This window comes from Modestobacter italicus (assembly GCF_000306785.1).
Lineage (GTDB): Bacteria > Actinomycetota > Actinomycetes > Mycobacteriales > Geodermatophilaceae > Modestobacter > Modestobacter italicus.
Genome location: NC_017955.1, coordinates 773,514 through 789,280 on the forward strand (window position 1 = coordinate 773,514; position 15,767 = coordinate 789,280).

Below are 15,767 nucleotides of genomic sequence, written 5' to 3' on the forward strand. Positions count from 1 at the left end.
AACCACGGGGCCTCCCCGTGCGTTGCCGCCGTCGTGCGCACCGCAGCAGGGCCGGCGACGGTCGGTCCCCGCCCCGGCGGCCGCGCCGGGCTCGTCGTCCTCCTCGCCGTCCTGCTCAGCCTGGCCGGCACGGTCGCCGGCGGCACCCCGTCCGCGCGCGCCGCGGCCGACGTCAGCACCGAGGACGCGCGCGTCCCCTCCGGCTCCGGCGCGGACGCCGTCGAACTGGACACCTCGCTCTACCTGCCCGCGTCGGCCAGCGCCGACGACCCGGCCCCCGCGGTCCTGCTCGCGCACGGCTTCGGGGGCAGCAAGGCCTCCGTCGCCGCCGATGCCCGCGACCTGGCCGGCCGCGGCTACGTCGTCCTGGCCTGGTCCGCCCGCGGCTTCGGCGCCAGCACCGGCCAGATCGGGCTGGACGACCCGCGGTACGAGGTGGCCGACGTCAGCACGCTGCTCGACCTCCTCGCCGAGCGCGACGACGTGCTGCTCGACGGGCCCGGGGACCCCCGGGTGGGCATCGCCGGCGGCTCCTACGGCGGCGCGCTGGCGCTGCTCGCGGCCGGCTACGACCAGCGGGTCGACGCCATCGCACCGCAGATCACCTGGAACTCGCTGACCACCGCGCTCTTCCCCGACCAGGCCGGTGTCGTCGACGACGCCAGCTCGCCGGCGGCCACGCCGCGGACCGGCGCGGCCGGGGTGTTCAAGCGACTGTGGTCCGGGCTCTTCTTCGGCGTCGGGTCGGTGCCCACCGGCGACGGCCTGCTCGGCGGTCTGCTCGGCGGCGGTGGTGCCAGCGGCGATGGTGGCGGTGGCACCGCACCCGACCTCTCGACCGTCGACCCCGCCGCGGTGACCCAGGCGCTGACCTGTGGCCGGTTCCGCGCCGACGTCTGCGCGGCCTACCAGTCCGCGGCCTCGACCGGCCGGCTCACCCCGGAGGTCGCCGCCGTCCTGGACCGCAGCAGCCCCGCCACGGTGCTGGACCGGATCACCGCGCCGACCCTGCTCGTCCAGGGCACCCAGGACTCGCTCTTCGGCTTGGGCGAGGCCGACGCCAACGCCCGCGGCATCGCCGCGAACGGCACCGAGGTCAAGGTCGTCTGGTACGCCGGCGGCCACGACAGCTCCGCCTCCGACGCCGTCACCGCCGACCTGCGGGAGCAGGTCGCCGGCTGGTTCGACCACCACCTGCGGGGCACCGGACCCGACCCGGGCGCCGGGTTCAGCTACCCGGCGCCGACCGGCCTGGGCAGCGGGGTGGGCACCGTGCAGGGCGGGCAGCAGACCGTCGACGCCGCCGCCTACCCCGGGCTGGCCGCCGACGACCCGGTGCGCCGCACCGAGGTGGCGCTGCAGGGGCGGACCCAGCCGGTGGTGACGCCGCCGGGCGGGAGCCCCGCCGCGCTGTCGACGCTGCCCGGCCTCGGCGGGGTGACCGCCGCGCTGGGCGGCACCACGCTGGAGATCCCCGGCCAGTACGCCGCCTTCGACAGCGCCGAGCTCACCGACGCCGTCGACGTCGTCGGCGCACCGACGGTCACCCTGCAGGTCGCCGCCCCGGCCGGGACGGCGACGCTGTTCGCCAAGCTCTACGACGTCGGCCCGGACGGGTCGCTGACGCTGCCCAGCGGCCTGGTCGCCCCGCTGGCGCTGACCGGGCTGTCCGCCGACCCGAGCGCGCCGACCGAGGTCGCGGTGACGCTGCCGGCGATCGTGCACCGCTTCGAGGTCGGGCACACCATGCGGCTGCTGGTCTCCTCGACCGACCAGGCGTACGCGCTGCCCGCGGACGCGGCCGTCGACAGCGTCGGCCTGGCCGCGGGCACCTCGCTGGCCGTCCCCGAGGTCCCCGGCCAGACCCAGGCCACCGCCGGCTCGGCCCGCTGGTGGGTGCTGCTCGCGGTGCTCGCCGCCCTCGCGCTGCTCGGCTGGCTGGCCGCCCGGCTGCTCGCCCGCCGGCGGGGCCGCCGGCTGGCGGTGACCTCGCCCGACGGGGAGGACGTGCCGCTGCGCTTCACCGGCGTCACCAAGGCCTACAAGGACGGGTTCGTCGCCGTCCGGGACCTCTCCTTCGAGGTGCGCCGCGGCCAGGTCCTCGGCCTCCTCGGGCCGAACGGCGCCGGGAAGACCACCTCGCTGCGGATGCTGATGGGGCTCATCCGCCCGACGGAGGGCCGGATCGAGGTCTTCGGGCACGCGGCACGGCCCGGTGCCCCGGTGCTCTCCCGGCTGGGGTCGTTCGTCGAGGGCACCGGCCTGCTGCCGCACCTGTCCGGCCGGGACAACCTCGACCTGTACTGGGCCGCGACCGGTCGCCCGCGCGCGGACGCGCACATGGAGGAGGCGATCGAGGTCGCCGGGCTCGGCACCGCCATCGACAAGCGGGTGCGCAGCTACAGCCAGGGCATGCGCCAGCGGGTGGCGATCGCCCAGGCGATGCTCGGCCTGCCCGACCTGCTGGTCCTCGACGAGCCGACCAACGGGCTGGACCCGCCGCAGATCCACGCGATGCGCGACGTGCTCCGCTCCTACGCCGACACCGGCCGCACGGTGATCGTCTCCAGCCACCTGCTGGCCGAGATCGAGCAGACCTGCAGCCACGTCGTCGTCATGGCCAAGGGCCGCAAGATCGCCCAGGGCACCGTCGAGGAGATCGTCGGCACCGGGGGAGCGGTGCTCATCGGCCTGGCCGACGAGCGCGACGCCGACCGCGCGGTCGAGGTCCTCGCCGGTCTCCCCGGCGCCGGTCCGGTCGAGCGCACCGACGAGGGGCTGGTCGTCGACCTCGGGCCGGTCGGCCGGGCGCAGGCGCTGACCGCGCTGGTCACCGTCGGCGTGGCGGTCGACCAGCTCACCCCGCGCCGTCGTCTCGAGGACGCGTTCCTGTCGCTGGTGGGGGAGTCGTGACGTCGTCCACCGGAGCCGCCGCCGGGTACCGGCCCGAGCGCACCCTGCGGCTGGGGGTCGAGCTCCGCCGGCAGTTCAAGCGGCGCCGGACCATCGGCGTCCTGGTGCTGATGGCCGTCCTGCCGCTGGTCCTGATCGGCGCCCTGGCGCTGGGCGGCGCGGAGGAGGCCGAGGCCAACAGCCGGGTCAACCTGGTCGACGTCGCGACGGCGAGCGGGCTCAACCTGACGCTGTTCGTGCTGTTCGCGACCTCCGGCTTCTTCCTGGTGGTGGTCTTCGCGCTGTTCTTCGGCGACACCGTCGCCAGCGAGGCGTCGTGGGGGTCGCTGCGGTACGCGCTGGCCACCCCGGTGCCGCGCGCCCGGCTGCTCCGGCAGAAGTGGCTGGCCGCGCTGGTGATGTCGGTCGGCGCGATGGTCCTGCTGGTCGTCGTCGCGGTCGTCGCCGGCGGGATCGCCTACGGCTTCGGCGACGTCCAGACGCCGGTGGGCATCGGGCTGGAGCAGCGGACGGCGCTGGTCCGGCTGGCCGGGATGGTCGGCTTCCTCGCCGTCCACCTGCTCGTCGTCGGCACGCTGGCGTTCTGGCTGTCCACGGTCACCGACGCCCCGCTGGCCGCGGTCGGCGGCGCGGTGTTCACCACGGTGGTGTTCGCGGTGCTCGAGGCCGTCGAGCAGCTGGGCGACATCCGCGACTGGTTCCCCACCGCGTTCAGCCTGGCCTGGACCGACCTGCTGCAGACCCCGGTCGACTCCGGTGACCTGTTCCGCGGCGTCGTCCAGGGGCTGGCCTGGTCGGCGCTGTTCACCGCGCTCGCCTTCCGCCACTTCGCCCGCAAGGACGTCACCTCCTAGCGGAGTGCCACGGCGCGGAGAACGCGCCCGTGGCACTCCACTAGAGCGAGGCGAGCACCGCCTGGGCCCAGCCCTCGCCCATGGGGTGGTCGGTCACCGAGGCGTTCGGGACGGCGGCCAGCAGCTCGCCCATGCCGGTGACGGCCGCGCCGTTGGCGGTGACCCACAGCCGGCGGACCGCCGGGGCCATCTCCAGGTCGCTGACGCTGTCGCCCACCGCGACGGCGTCGTCCGCGGTCAGCCCGCGGCGGGCGAGGTCCCAGGTGATCGCCGCTCCCTTGGAGATCCCGCGCGGCATGAGGTGGTAGACGTGCGGGGGCAGCGCGTCGTCGTCCAGGGTCATCCGCGGGGTCGCCGGGACGGCGCCGTTGTCGTTCATCGTCAGCCAGCCCCAGCCGCGCTCGGCCAGCCACCGGTCGACGGCGGCGGCGTCGACCCGGCCGCGCAGCAGCGCGTCGGCCGAGTGCGCGGTGTGCCAGGGCTCGTGCCACTCCAGCCGGCCGGGGTGCGCGGCGGTCAGCGCCTCGACCACGCCGAGCTCGGCCATCACCTGCATCGGCGTCCGGCCGGCGTACCGCTCGGGCAGGTCGCCGGTGAGCAGGTGGGTCTCCCGGCCACCGGACCAGCTGACCAGCGACCCCAGCTCGGAGATGGCACCGTCGGCGGCGAAGATCCGCGCGGCCTCCACCAGCTGCGCGTGCGTCCGGCCGCTGACCAGCACGAGGGCGACGCCGGCCCGGTGCAGCTCCAGGAGGGCCTCGGCCGGGGTCGGGGTGAGGGCACGGCCGGCGGTGTGCCAGAACGAGCCCCGGGGGCCGACCATCGTGCCGTCCAGGTCGGTGTAGACGATGCGGGCAGCCACCCGTCCATCCTGGCCGGTTCGGGGTCCGCCCCACCGCCCCGGGTAGGCTCGCGGCGTTCCACTCATCCAGAGGGGCAGAGGGACACGGCCCGATGAAGCCCCGGCAACCGCCGTGCGCAGTCCTGCGCACGGAAGGTGCCACATCCGTCCCGCGCGGCTCGACGGCCCGGCGCGGGGAAGATGAGGAGGTAGTCGTCGTATGACCATGACCGCTCCCGGTTCCGCCCAGGCAGACGTCACCGAAGGCGGGCCGGTCCCACCGAACCCCGCCCGCGGGCTGGTCTGCCGCAACTGCGGCGCCACCTTCGGCCTCATCGCCGAGCACGCCTGCGCCGAGTGCTTCGGCCCGCTGGAGGTCGACTACGACCCCGAGGTCATGCGTGCGGTGACCCGCCAGCAGATCGAGGCCGGGCCGCAGAACATCTGGCGCTACGCCGCGCTGCTGCCCGTCGGCCACGACCCGGCCGACCGGGTCACCCTCGACCCGGGCATGACGCCGCTGGTGCGGGCCGACCGGCTGGCCGCCGAGCTCGGCATCACCGGCGGGCTCTGGGTCAAGGACGACTCGGCCAACCCCACCCACTCCTTCAAGGACCGGGTGGTCAGCCTGGCCGCGACCGCGGCCAAGGGCTTCGGCTACGCCAAGATCGCCTGCGCCTCGACCGGCAACCTGGCCAACTCCGTCGCGGCGCACGCCGCCCGGATGGGGCTGCCCTCCTTCGTCTTCGTCCCCAGCGACCTGGAGCCGGGCAAGATCGTCCAGTCCGCGGTGTACGGGCAGGCGTTGATCGCCGTCGACGGCTCCTACGACGACGTCAACCGGCTGACCAGCGAGCTCGCCGAGACCGACGAGTTCGAGGACACCGCCTTCGTCAACCAGAACGTCCGGCCCTACTACGCCGAGGGCTCCAAGACGATGGGCTACGAGATCGCCGAGCAGCTCGGCTGGCGGATCCCGGCTCAGGTGGTCATCCCGATGGCGTCGGGCTCGCTGCTCACCAAGGTCGACAAGGCGTGGCGCGAGCTGGTCGCCGCAGGCATCGTCGAGGACACCGGCTGGAAGGTCTTCGGCGCCCAGTCCGCCGGCTGCGACCCGATCGCCACCGCGTTCGACAACGGCTGGGACGTCGTGAAGCCGGTCAAGCCGACCGGGATCGCCAAGTCGCTCAACATCGGCAACCCCGCCGACGGCCCCTACGCGCTGGACGCCGTCCGGCGCACCGGCGGGTCGGTCGCCCGGGTCGGGGACGACGAGATCGTCGCCGGCATCCGCGACCTGGCCCGCACGACCGGCGTCTTCGCCGAGACGGCAGGCGGGGTCACCACCGCGGTGCTGCGCAAGCTGGTCGAGGGCGGGCTGCTCGACCCGACGCTGGAGACCGTCGTGCTGAACACCGGTGAGGGCCTCAAGACCCTCGACCCGCTGCTCGACGTCGTCGGCCCCTCGCACCGGGTCCAGCCCTCGCTGCGGTCGCTGCGCGAGGCCGGTCTCATCGGCTGAGGAAGGCCCTACCACACCGGGTGAGACCCGGCGGACAGGACCGGTGACCTGGGCTCTTGCGTCCTGTACCGTTCCGCGCGGTTCGAGTTCCACGTTCGTGTCGACGGGCGGGAGAGCGAGACCCCGGCCCCTCGATCAAGAGGTGCCGTCCGCACGCACGAACGTGGGAGCACACGTGGCACAGGGCACCGTGAAGTGGTTCAACGCCGAGAAGGGCTTCGGCTTCATCGCCGTCGACGGCGGGCAGGATGTCTTCGTCCACTACTCGGCCATCCAGATGGACGGGTACAAGAGCCTCGAAGAGGGCCAGCGGGTCAGCTTCGAGGTCGTCCAGGGCGAGAAGGGTCCGCAGGCCGACGCGGTCCAGGCCGTCTGAGCGGTTCGCACCACGAGGCCCGGTCCCCTTCGGGGGGCCGGGCCTCGTCGCGTTCCCGGGGGTCCGCAGGCCCGGGAACAAGCCGTCCCGACCCCCCGTTCTTGCACTCGCACAGGCCGAGTGCCAGACTTCTCGTTGGCACTCGGGGTACCTGAGTGCCAACCAGGTCGGAACGGTGAGGCACTGGTCGTGCGCCGCAGGAGGCGCACGCAACCGGTGTCGTCCGTCGCGGGCGCCGGACCTGACCGTGCCAGCGATCCACGCATGGAGGACATCACCACATGGCCAAGATGATCGCGTTCAACGAAGAGGCGCGCCGTGGCCTCGAGCGGGGCATGAACACCCTCGCCGACGCCGTCAAGGTGACCCTCGGCCCCCGTGGCCGGAACGTCGTGCTCGAGAAGAAGTGGGGCGCTCCCACCATCACCAACGACGGTGTGAGCATCGCCAAGGAGATCGAGCTCGAGGACCCCTGGGAGAAGATCGGGGCCGAGCTCGTCAAGGAGGTCGCCAAGAAGACCGACGACGTCGCGGGTGACGGCACCACCACCGCCACCGTGCTCGCCCAGGCCCTCGTCCGCGAGGGGCTGCGCAACGTCGCCGCCGGCGCCAACCCGATGGCCCTGAAGAAGGGCATCGAGAAGGCCGTCGCCTCGGTCTCCGAGTACCTGCTGTCGACCGCCAAGGACGTCGAGACCAAGGAGCAGATCGCGGCCACCGCCTCGATCTCCGCCGCGGACCCGGCCATCGGCGAGCTCATCGCCGAGGCGATGGACAAGGTCGGCAAGGAAGGTGTCATCACCGTCGAGGAGAGCAACACCTTCGGCCTCGAGCTCGAGCTCACCGAGGGCATGCGCTTCGACAAGGGTCACCTGTCGGCGTACTTCGTGACCGACACCGACCGCATGGAGACCGTGCTCGACGACCCGTACATCCTGGTCGTCAACTCGAAGATCTCGTCGGTCAAGGACCTGCTCCCGCTGCTGGAGAAGGTCATGCAGTCCGGCAAGCCGCTGGCCATCATCGCCGAGGACGTCGAGGGCGAGGCCCTCGCGACCCTGGTGGTCAACAAGATCCGCGGCACCTTCAAGTCGGTCGCCGTCAAGGCCCCCGGCTTCGGTGACCGCCGCAAGGCCATGCTCGGCGACATCGCCATCCTCACCGGTGGTCAGGTCATCAGCGAGGAGGTCGGTCTCAAGCTGGAGAACGCCGACCTGTCGCTGCTCGGCCGGGCGCGCAAGTTCGTCACCACCAAGGACGAGACCACGATCATCGAGGGCTCGGGCGACGCCGACCAGATCCAGGGCCGGGTCAACCAGATCCGCGCCGAGATCGACAAGTCGGACAGCGACTACGACCGCGAGAAGCTGCAGGAGCGGCTGGCCAAGCTGGCCGGTGGCGTTGCGGTGATCAAGGCCGGCGCCGCGACCGAGGTCGAGCTCAAGGAGCGCAAGCACCGCATCGAGGACGCGGTGCGCAACGCCAAGGCCGCCGTCGAGGAAGGCATCGTCGCCGGTGGTGGCGTCGCCCTGGCGCAGGCCACCACCGTCGCGTTCGAGAAGCTCGAGCTCGAGGGTGACGAGGCGACCGGTGCCAACATCGTGCGCGTCGCGCTCGAGGCCCCGCTGAAGCAGATCGCCGTCAACGCCGGCCTCGAGGGTGGCGTCGTGGCGGAGAAGGTCCGCAACTCCGAGACCGGCTGGGGCCTCAACGCCGCCACCGGCGAGTACGTGGACCTGGTCGCGGCCGGCATCATCGACCCGGCCAAGGTCACCCGCTCGGCGCTGCAGAACGCCGCCTCCATCGCGGCGCTCTTCCTCACCACCGAGGCCGTCATCGCCGACAAGCCGGAGAAGAACGCCCCGGCCATGCCCGGCGGCGACGGCGGCATGGGCGGCATGGACTTCTGAGTCCAGCCGTCAGCGTCAGCTGACACTGCACCACCAGCACTGCCCGACAGGGGCGGTCCCGCATCCGCGGGGCCGCCCCTGTCGGCGTTCCGGGGCCCGGGCAGGGAATCGCGGCCCGAGCGTGCACTTTCGCGCGCGAAAGCGCGGGGGGTCAGTCGGGGGCGAAGACGCAGAACTCGTTGCCCTCGGGGTCGGCGAGCACGTCCCAGTGGACCTCGTCGTCCTTCCGGCGCAGCAGCGTCGCGCCCAGAGTGAGCAGCGCCTCGGTGTCCCCGGTGACGTCGTGGTGCATGCGGTTCTTCACCGTCCTGGGCTCGGGCACCCGGTTGACCCAGATGTTCGGCCCCGCCCCGCTGGGGTCGACGATGAGCACCGGCTCGTCCGGGCCGCGGTCCTCCCCGTGCCGCTGGTAGCCCATCGCGGCGCACCACCAGTCGGCGAGCGCCTGCTGGTCGCGGGCGTCGAGGCACAGGTCGAGGAACCGGGCCGGGGAGTCGGTCATGGCCGAGCAGGGTAGGCGGTCGGCGTGACCGTGGTGATCGGGACGTCGGGGTGGCAGTACCGCGACTGGCGCGGCCGCTTCTACCCGCCGGCGCTGCCGCAGCGGCTGTGGCTGGAGCACCACGCCGCGCACTTCGCCACCGTCGAGAGCAACAACGCCTTCTACCGGCTGCCCGAGCTGACCACCTTCCAGGCCTGGCGCGAGCGCACGCCCCCGGACTACCGGTGGGCGGTGAAGGCGTCGCGCTACCTCACCCACATCAAGCGGCTGCGCGAGCCGGAGGAGCCGGTCGACCGGCTGATGGAGCGCGCGGCCGGGCTCGGCGACCGGCTCGACGTCGTCCTGCTGCAGCTCCCGCCCACCCTCAAGGCCGACGTCGACCTGCTCAGCGCGTGTCTCGGGCGGTTCCCGAGCGGCACCCGGGTCGCGGTGGAGCCGCGGCACGACAGCTGGTGGACCGACGAGGTCCGTGCGCTGCTCGAGCGCTACCAGGCCGCGCTGTGCTGGGCCGACCGCGCCGAGCAGCCGGTGGCGCCGCTGTGGCGCACCGCGGACTGGGGCTACCTGCGGCTGCACACCGGGGCCGAGGGCTGGGGCTACCGCCCGGAGGCGCTGCAGCGGTGGGCCGAGCGCCTCGCCGACACCTACGCCGGCGACGACGTCCTCGTCTACTTCAACAACGACCCGGGTGGCGCGGCGACCGTCGACGCGGTCACCTTCGCCGAGGCCGTCCGCGCCGCGGGGCAGGAGCACACCCGGGTGCCGACGATGGCCCAGGCCAGCGGCGCCGCCTGGCCGCCGAAGCCACCGCCGAAGGCGGGTCAGAGGACGGCGGTGTCCTCGGCGAAGGTGACGCCCAGCTGACCGGCGGCCTCCTCCAGCACCTGCTGGACGGCGAGGGTGTCGGCCAGCGGCATCACCGCGCTCTCGGTCCGCCCGGCGCGCAGGCACTCGGTGACCTCGATCAGCTCGTGCGCGTAGCCCGCCCCGAGCTGGGGGACGGTGATCTCCTCCGGGTCGGCGTCGGCCCGGTGCAGCACGATCGTCTGCGGGTGGTGGAAGCGGGGGAGCACGTCGATCCAGCCCGCCGTCCCGAACACCCGGGCCTGCCCGGGCAGCGCGTTGCGCAGCGAGGTCGTCAGCGTCGCGGAGCGGCCGTCGGCCCAGCCGAGCAGCAGGGAGGCCTCCGCGTCGACGCCGGTCGGGAAACGGGACCCGGCCGCGGTGACGGTGTCCGGCGCCCCCAGCAGCATCTGCGCCCAGGAGACGACGTAGACGCCCAGGTCCAGCAGCGCGCCGCCGCCGAGCTCCAGGGCGAACAGCCGGTCGGTGGGGTCGAACTCCCGCTGCACGCCGAGGTCGGCCTGCACCGAGCGCACCTCGCCGATGGCGCCGTCGGCGATCAGCTCGCGCATCCGGACGACGGCCGGCTGGAACCGCGTCCACATCGCCTCCATCGCGAAGACGCCGGTCTCCCGGGAGGCCTCGACCACCTCGCGGGCACCGGCGACCGTGGCGGTGAACGCCTTCTCGACCAGCAGCGCCTTGCCCGCGCGCAGCGCGCCCAGCGCGATCGCGTGGTGCTGGGGGTGCGGGGTCGCGACGTAGAGGACGTCGACCCCGGGGTCGGCCAGGACGTCGGCGTAGCTGCCGTGCGCCCGCTCGATGCCGTGCCGGGCGGCGAAGCCCTGCGCGCGGTCGAGCGAGCGCGAGGCGACCGCGACCACCCGGGCCCCGTCGACGACGGCGAAGTCCTCGACCACCTTCTCCGCGATGCGGCCCGGCCCCACGACTCCCCAGCGGATCTCCTCGGTCACCCCTCAGACGCTAGCGGGGACCCGAACCGCAGCAGGTTGCCGTCCGGGTCGACGTGGCTGCCCTCGCGCACGCCCCAGGCCTTGGGGGTGGGCGTCGTCGTCCCGGGGCCCGCCCACGAGGAGGCGACCACGTCGGCGTCCGGCACGTGCAGGTAGACCTCCGCGCCGGCGGCGTCCGGGTCGAGGGTGAGGTGCAGCTCCAGGCCGGACCAGGCGGCGAAGCCGTAGGTGTCGTCGTGCCGGCTGGTGGTGAACCCCAGGGCCGCATAGTGGGCCAGCGCCCGGTCCAGGTCGGTGACCGGCAGGACCGGGGAGGCGCGCACCTCGGAGCTCATGCGGGCAGACTGGCACGGTGGCACTGCTGATCGACACCCCTGTCTGGCCGTGGCGGGGGCGGCGCTGGTCGCACCTGGTCAGCGACACCGACTACGACGAGCTGCACGCGTTCGTGGCCGAGCACCTGGGCATGCCGCGCCGGGCGTTCCAGGGCGACCACTACGACGTCCCCGAGGAGCTCTACGCGGTGGCGGTGGCCGCCGGGGCGGAGGCGGTCGGCAGCCGCGAGCTGCTGCAGCGGCTGCTCGCGGCCGGGCTGCGGCTCAGGAAGAACGCGCGCGCAGCAGGCTGAGCTCGGCGGCCAGGTTGGCGCGCGCCGGGGCGGTCCACCGGTCGGCCGCCGCGGGGGTGCGGAACAGCGCGGGCAGCGCGAGCAGGTGCTCCAGGACGGCGATCCGGCCGGCGGTGAACGCGTCGTCGGAGAGGTGCCCGTACTCCTCGCGGACCGCCGAGGCGTAGGCCGCGTACGCCGGCGCCGGGCTGGCCAGCACGGCGAGGTCGGCGTCGCAGAGCACGGCGCCGTTGGCGTCGTCCGGCTGCGGGTCGTGGCCGGCGGTGAGCAGCACCAGGCGCTCGACCTCGGCGACCCTCGCCTCCTCCACCAGCCCGAGCAGGCCGATCCGCGCGCGTGCCGCGCTGACCTCCTCGTTGTCGCTGCGCAGCGGGTCGTAGGCGACGTCGTGGTACCAGGCGGCCAGCCGGACGGCGGCCGGGTCGGGAGCCGCCGCGGCGAGCTGGTCGACGATGCCGAGGACCGCGGCCAGGTGCGCGAGGTCGTGGTAGCGGCGGTGCGGCTCGCTCCAGGCGCCGACGACGGCGGCCCACTCGGTGCGGGAGGTGGGGGAGTCCCCGGCCAGCGCTGTCCACCCCGCGAAGTCGACCCCGGCCACGCCGGGAGTCTGGCACGGGCTCGCAACACCACCGACCCACCGCTGGCACAGCCGGCCGTTACAACAGGTGGGCCAGACCGCCGGAGAGAGGACCGCCCGCATGACCGCGACACCGGACATCCCGCTCATCGACGTGGGACGGTGGCGGACCGGCGACCCGTCCGAGCGGGCCGCCCTGGCGTCGCGGCTGGACCGGGCGATGCAGGACTCGGGCTTCTTCCTCGTCTCCGGCCACGGCATCCCCGCCGACCTGCGCGACCGGCTGCGCGCTGCGGCCCGCCGCTTCTTCGCCCTGGCGCCGGCGGAGAAGGAGCCCTACCGCTGCGCGCCCGGCGGGCGGGGGTGGATCGCCAAGGGCATGGAGGCCAACGCCTTCTACGGCGAGGAGCCCGACGCCGCCCGCGCCGACCTCAAGGAGACGCTCACCTCCGGCCGCGACCACCGCACCGGGGACGCCGCGCTGGACGAGGAGTGGTTCCCGGCCAACGTCTGGCTGCCGCAGGTCCCCGAGCTGGAGCAGCTGTGCGCCGAGTACACCGCCGTCACCTGGCAGCTGTACCTCGACCTGATGCAGATGTGCGCCCTCGCCCTCGGGCTCGAGGAGAGCTGGTTCACCGAGCGGTCCCGGGACGCGCCCTTCACCTTCAACATCAACCGCTACCCCTCGCTGGCCGACACCGGCACGCCGCTGGAGGGTCAGTACCGGGTGGGGCCGCACACCGACTGGGGTGTCCTCACCATCCTCGACCGGCAGCCCGGCTACGGCGGCCTCCAGGTGCAGGGGCTGGACGGCGAGTGGACCGACGCCCCGTTCGTGCCGGACGCGTTCACCGTCAACATCGCCGACCTGCTCGCGCGCTGGACCGGCGACCGCTGGCGCTCGACCCGGCACCGGGTGCTGCCGCCGTCGGCCGACGCCCCGGACGAGGAGCTCATCTCGCTGATCATGTTCTTCGAGACCGACGTGACCGCCGTGGTGGAGCCGTTCGCACCGCCGGTCGGCGGGGGTGCCTGGTACGAGCCGGTGACCGCCGGGGACTACCTGCTGGAGCGGGAACGCGCCGCGACCGTCGCCTGACCGGGTGGGCCCCACCTCGACGCGCACCGGCCCGCGGCCAGCGGGCAGGATCGCCGGCATGCCCGACGTGCCGTCACCCGAGCCAGACCCGGTGGACGACGAGCTCGGCGTGGCGCTCGGCGGGCGGATCCGCGAGCGACGCCGGGCCCAGGGCCTCACCATGGTGCAGCTCGCCGAGCGGGCCGAGCTCTCCCAGCCGTTCCTGAGCCAGGTCGAGCGCGGGCTGGCCCGGCCGAGCATGGGCTCGCTGCACCGGATCGCCCGGTCGCTGGGCACCACCACCCCGGCGCTGATGGCCGGCGCCGGGCCCTCGGGCGACGCGCGGTTCAGCGTCGTCCGGGCCGGCGCGGGGACGACGGTGCAGCACGACGGCGGCAGCACCCGGGCGCTGGCCCAGGGCAGCCCGGCGCTGCTGCCGCTGGAGTTCCGGGTGACCCACCGGGACTTCCCGGACTTCTTCCAGCACCCCGCCGCGGAGTTCCTCTACGTCGTCGCCGGCCGGATCGAGGTCGACCTGGGCGACCAGGGGCGGCACCAGCTGTCGGCCGCGGACTCGCTGTACTACGCCGGCGAGGTGCCGCACCGGTTCCGGCTGACCGGCCGGACGCCGGCCACCGTGCTGGTCGTCCAGGGTGGCGCCGAGGACCACCCCGGCTGAGCGGGGCGGGACGGAACCGAAGACCAACCTGGCGGCAACGCGGCGGAAACACGCCGGGCTGATATTGGTGTGGTCAATGTCGGTCCGTGCTCGGAGGTGGTCGTGACCGGGACGTCGCAGGAGGTCGCCGACCGCACGGCGGGCGCCGTCCCGCCTGCAGCCGGCGGGGGGCCCGCCGCCCCGGGCGGTCGACCGGCGCCCGGTCGCCGGCCGCGCGCCGAGGGCGGCTCCGGGGGACCGTCCGGTGGCCTGGCCCGCGTGCTCGTGCCGGCGCTGCTCGGGTTGGTGGTCATCGGCCTCTGGTACCTGGTCAGCCTGGTCGTGCTGGAGCCCCGCCGGCAGTTCATCCTGCCGCCTCCGCACGAGGTGGTGCGGCAGGCGTTCCTGGACGGCGACTCGTTCGTCGAGCTGCTGGGCCCGCTGGCCACCACCGCGCAGGTGGCGCTCACCGGGCTCGCGCTGGCCGCGGTGCTCGGCCTGCTGCTCGCCATGCTGATGAGCCAGTCACGGTGGGTCGAGGCGGCCGTCTACCCCTACGCGGTCGCGCTGCAGAGCATCCCGATCCTCGCCCTGGTGCCGCTCATCGCGTTCGCGCTGGGCTACGGGTTCGGCAGCCGGCTGGTCGTCGTCGTCCTCATCTGCCTGTTCCCGATCATCACCAACACGCTGTTCGGGCTGCACTCGGCCAGCGAGGAGATGCACGACCTGTTCAGCCTGCACGGCGCCGGGCGGCTCGTCCGGCTGCGCAAGCTGCAGGTGCCGGCGGCGCTGCCGGCCACCTTCGCCGGGCTGCGGATCTCCGCCGGGATGGCGGTCGTCGGGTCGATCGTCGCGGACTTCTTCTTCCGCCAGGGGAAGCCCGGCATCGGCCTGCAGATCGACATCTACCGCTGATTCTTCGCGTCTCTGCTGGTCAGCGGCTCGTCAGAGTCCCTTGGTCCGCAAGGAGTCCGCAGAAGCGCCCAGCGCGGCGGCCATGAGGTCGCCCGCTGCGGCGCGCGTGCGGTCCTCGGCCGTGGGCCAGAGGTGGGAGTAGACGCCGAGCGTGATCGTCGCCGAGGAGTGCCCGAGCGCGCGCTGCACGGTCACCACATCGCATCCCGACGCGATGAGCCCGCTCGCGTAGAAGTGCCGCAGGTCGTGCAGCGTGTACCCGCCCAGCCCGGCCGCCTTGCGGACCTCCCGCCACTGGTGGCCCGCCGAGTTCCGGTTCAACGGCTGCCCGACATTGGCGATCATCCAGTCACCCTGCTGGGTTCCCGCTCGCTGCACGTGCCGAGCCAGCAGATCGACCAGCTCCGCCGGGACGTAGACCACCCGCTCGGAGCCGAACTTGGGCGCCACGAGCTCGGTTGTCGATCGGTTCTCGCCCTGCAGCTGCCGCCGGACGGCGATGGTCCGACGCAGGAAGTCGACGTCCTCCAGCCGCAGCCCGGCCGCCTCGCCCAACCGGAGCCCGGCGAAGGCGCAGACGGCGATGAACGGCCGGAACCACGCCGGTGCGACGCTGAGTGCGCTCCCGACTTCCTCGATGGCGGGGATCGTCATGGCCGCCGACGCCTTGCGCGCCCGTGGCAGCGGCACGCCGGCCGACGGGTCCGACTTGATGATCCGGTCGACGACGGCGGCCCGCATCGCCATGTGGACATAGTTGTAGCGGGTCCGGATCGTGCTGGGGGCGAGCCCGGACGCACGGCTACTCGCCGGCTGGGACATGACCTTGACCCACTGCTGCACATGGGAGGGACGGATCTGGCGCATCGGCACATCAGCGAACGTCACCGAGTCGGCCGCCTGCTGAGCGGCGAGCGTCGTGCCGCGCCCCCATACCTGTCGGCCGGACCACGCCTTGTACCAGACCTTGAAAGTGATCTTCCCCGCCGCCGGGTCGACATAGTCGCCGGTGACTATCGCCGCGGTCTGCTCATCGAGCCACCGCTGGGCGTCGACCTTTCGCTTGAAGTGGCGGGCGTGCTCCTTCCCGTTCTCGTCCCGGTATCGCGGCCGGTAGGTCCCGTCGGGTCTCTTCGCGATTGACGCCACCGTTCATCGCCTCCATCTCGTCGAGCC

At 73.6% G+C, this 15,767-nt stretch carries 16 protein-coding genes and 1 riboswitch; of the genes, 10 read left to right on the forward strand and 6 right to left on the reverse strand.

The window, feature by feature from the left end; all coding sequences use genetic code 11:
* The first annotated feature begins 33 nt into the window (after positions 1-33).
* Both MODMU_RS03750 and MODMU_RS03755 read left to right on the forward strand, forming a co-directional pair.
* Positions 34-2,913: an alpha/beta fold hydrolase gene (locus tag MODMU_RS03750; protein WP_014738838.1), complete on the forward strand. Its 2,880-nt coding sequence runs from the start codon at positions 34-36 to the stop codon at positions 2,911-2,913.
* Positions 2,910-3,767: an ABC transporter permease gene (locus tag MODMU_RS03755; RefSeq protein ID WP_014738839.1), complete on the forward strand. Its 858-nt coding sequence runs from the start codon at positions 2,910-2,912 to the stop codon at positions 3,765-3,767. The genes MODMU_RS03750 and MODMU_RS03755 overlap by 4 nt, the downstream gene beginning before the upstream one ends.
* 40 nt (positions 3,768-3,807) lie before the next feature.
* Here MODMU_RS03755 and MODMU_RS03760 read toward each other — a convergent pair whose 3' ends face one another.
* Complete coding sequence (locus MODMU_RS03760; protein WP_014738840.1) at positions 3,808-4,629, reverse strand: HAD family hydrolase; 822 nt, start codon at positions 4,627-4,629, stop codon at positions 3,808-3,810.
* Positions 4,630-4,688: 59 nt separating this feature from the next.
* A riboswitch (SAM riboswitch) is annotated at positions 4,689-4,816 on the forward strand.
* An 18-nt stretch (positions 4,817-4,834) separates the two neighbouring features.
* Here MODMU_RS03760 and thrC point away from each other — a divergent pair.
* From thrC to groL, 3 genes are all read left to right on the forward strand, one after another.
* Positions 4,835-6,130 (forward strand): threonine synthase, encoded by a 1,296-nt coding sequence (thrC, locus tag MODMU_RS03765; RefSeq protein ID WP_041795879.1) that lies wholly within the window; start codon positions 4,835-4,837, stop codon positions 6,128-6,130.
* 175 nt (positions 6,131-6,305) lie between these two features.
* Entirely contained in the window at positions 6,306-6,506 is a 201-nt protein-coding gene (locus tag MODMU_RS03770) for a cold-shock protein (RefSeq protein WP_014738842.1), read from the forward strand.
* Between the two features lie 281 nt (positions 6,507-6,787).
* On the forward strand, positions 6,788-8,416 hold the full coding sequence (gene groL, locus MODMU_RS03775; protein WP_014738843.1) for a chaperonin GroEL: 1,629 nt from the start codon (positions 6,788-6,790) through the stop codon (positions 8,414-8,416).
* A gap of 151 nt (positions 8,417-8,567) precedes the next feature.
* Here the strand turns inward: groL and MODMU_RS03780 are convergent, their stop codons facing one another.
* Complete coding sequence (locus MODMU_RS03780; RefSeq protein ID WP_014738844.1) at positions 8,568-8,918, reverse strand: VOC family protein; 351 nt, start codon at positions 8,916-8,918, stop codon at positions 8,568-8,570.
* A gap of 24 nt (positions 8,919-8,942) precedes the next feature.
* Here MODMU_RS03780 and MODMU_RS03785 point away from each other — a divergent pair, with 24 nt between their 5' ends.
* Positions 8,943-9,782, forward strand: a complete 840-nt coding sequence (locus MODMU_RS03785; protein ID WP_014738845.1) for a DUF72 domain-containing protein — start codon at positions 8,943-8,945, stop codon at positions 9,780-9,782.
* Here the strand turns inward: MODMU_RS03785 and MODMU_RS03790 are convergent.
* Positions 9,740-10,735 carry a Gfo/Idh/MocA family protein gene (locus MODMU_RS03790; protein ID WP_014738846.1) on the reverse strand — a complete coding sequence of 332 codons (996 nt, stop codon included), beginning with the start codon at positions 10,733-10,735 and terminating at the stop codon, positions 9,740-9,742. The genes MODMU_RS03785 and MODMU_RS03790 overlap by 43 nt on opposite strands.
* Entirely contained in the window at positions 10,732-11,070 is a 339-nt protein-coding gene (locus tag MODMU_RS03795; RefSeq protein WP_014738847.1) for a VOC family protein, read from the reverse strand. The genes MODMU_RS03790 and MODMU_RS03795 overlap by 4 nt, the downstream gene beginning before the upstream one ends.
* A 17-nt stretch (positions 11,071-11,087) precedes the next feature.
* Between MODMU_RS03795 and MODMU_RS03800 the strand changes: the two genes are divergently transcribed.
* Positions 11,088-11,363, forward strand: coding sequence for a DUF4031 domain-containing protein (locus MODMU_RS03800; protein ID WP_014738848.1), 276 nt, complete (start codon positions 11,088-11,090; stop codon positions 11,361-11,363).
* Here MODMU_RS03800 and MODMU_RS03805 read toward each other — a convergent pair.
* On the reverse strand, positions 11,335-11,961 hold the full coding sequence (locus MODMU_RS03805; protein ID WP_014738849.1) for an HD domain-containing protein: 627 nt from the start codon (positions 11,959-11,961) through the stop codon (positions 11,335-11,337). The genes MODMU_RS03800 and MODMU_RS03805 overlap by 29 nt on opposite strands.
* A 100-nt stretch (positions 11,962-12,061) precedes the next feature.
* Between MODMU_RS03805 and MODMU_RS03810 the strand changes: the two genes are divergently transcribed.
* The 3 genes from MODMU_RS03810 to MODMU_RS03820 all read left to right on the forward strand — a co-directional run bounded on the left by MODMU_RS03810 (position 12,062) and on the right by MODMU_RS03820 (position 14,591).
* Positions 12,062-13,039, forward strand: coding sequence for an isopenicillin N synthase family dioxygenase (locus MODMU_RS03810; protein ID WP_041794925.1), 978 nt, complete (start codon positions 12,062-12,064; stop codon positions 13,037-13,039).
* Positions 13,040-13,097: 58 nt separating this feature from the next.
* Positions 13,098-13,697, forward strand: a complete 600-nt coding sequence (locus tag MODMU_RS03815) for a helix-turn-helix domain-containing protein (protein WP_014738851.1) — start codon at positions 13,098-13,100, stop codon at positions 13,695-13,697.
* 102 nt (positions 13,698-13,799) lie between these two features.
* Positions 13,800-14,591, forward strand: a complete 792-nt coding sequence (locus tag MODMU_RS03820) for an ABC transporter permease (protein ID WP_083869982.1) — start codon at positions 13,800-13,802, stop codon at positions 14,589-14,591.
* Between the two features lie 30 nt (positions 14,592-14,621).
* Here the strand turns inward: MODMU_RS03820 and MODMU_RS03825 are convergent, their stop codons facing one another.
* Positions 14,622-15,740 (reverse strand): tyrosine-type recombinase/integrase, encoded by a 1,119-nt coding sequence (locus tag MODMU_RS03825; protein WP_014738853.1) that lies wholly within the window; start codon positions 15,738-15,740, stop codon positions 14,622-14,624.
* Between the last annotated feature and the right edge of the window lie 27 nt (positions 15,741-15,767).

Coding starts and splice junctions, on each gene's coding strand:
- thrC (WP_041795879.1), top strand. CDS start 4,835: ATGACCGCTCCCGGTTCCGCCCAGGCAGACGTCACCGAAGGCGGGCCG.
- groL (WP_014738843.1), top strand. CDS start 6,788: ATGGCCAAGATGATCGCGTTCAACGAAGAGGCGCGCCGTGGCCTCGAG.
- MODMU_RS03780 (WP_014738844.1), bottom strand. CDS start 8,918: ATGACCGACTCCCCGGCCCGGTTCCTCGACCTGTGCCTCGACGCCCGC.
- MODMU_RS03795 (WP_014738847.1), bottom strand. CDS start 11,070: ATGAGCTCCGAGGTGCGCGCCTCCCCGGTCCTGCCGGTCACCGACCTG.
- MODMU_RS03810 (WP_041794925.1), top strand. CDS start 12,062: ATGACCGCGACACCGGACATCCCGCTCATCGACGTGGGACGGTGGCGG.
- MODMU_RS03815 (WP_014738851.1), top strand. CDS start 13,098: ATGCCCGACGTGCCGTCACCCGAGCCAGACCCGGTGGACGACGAGCTC.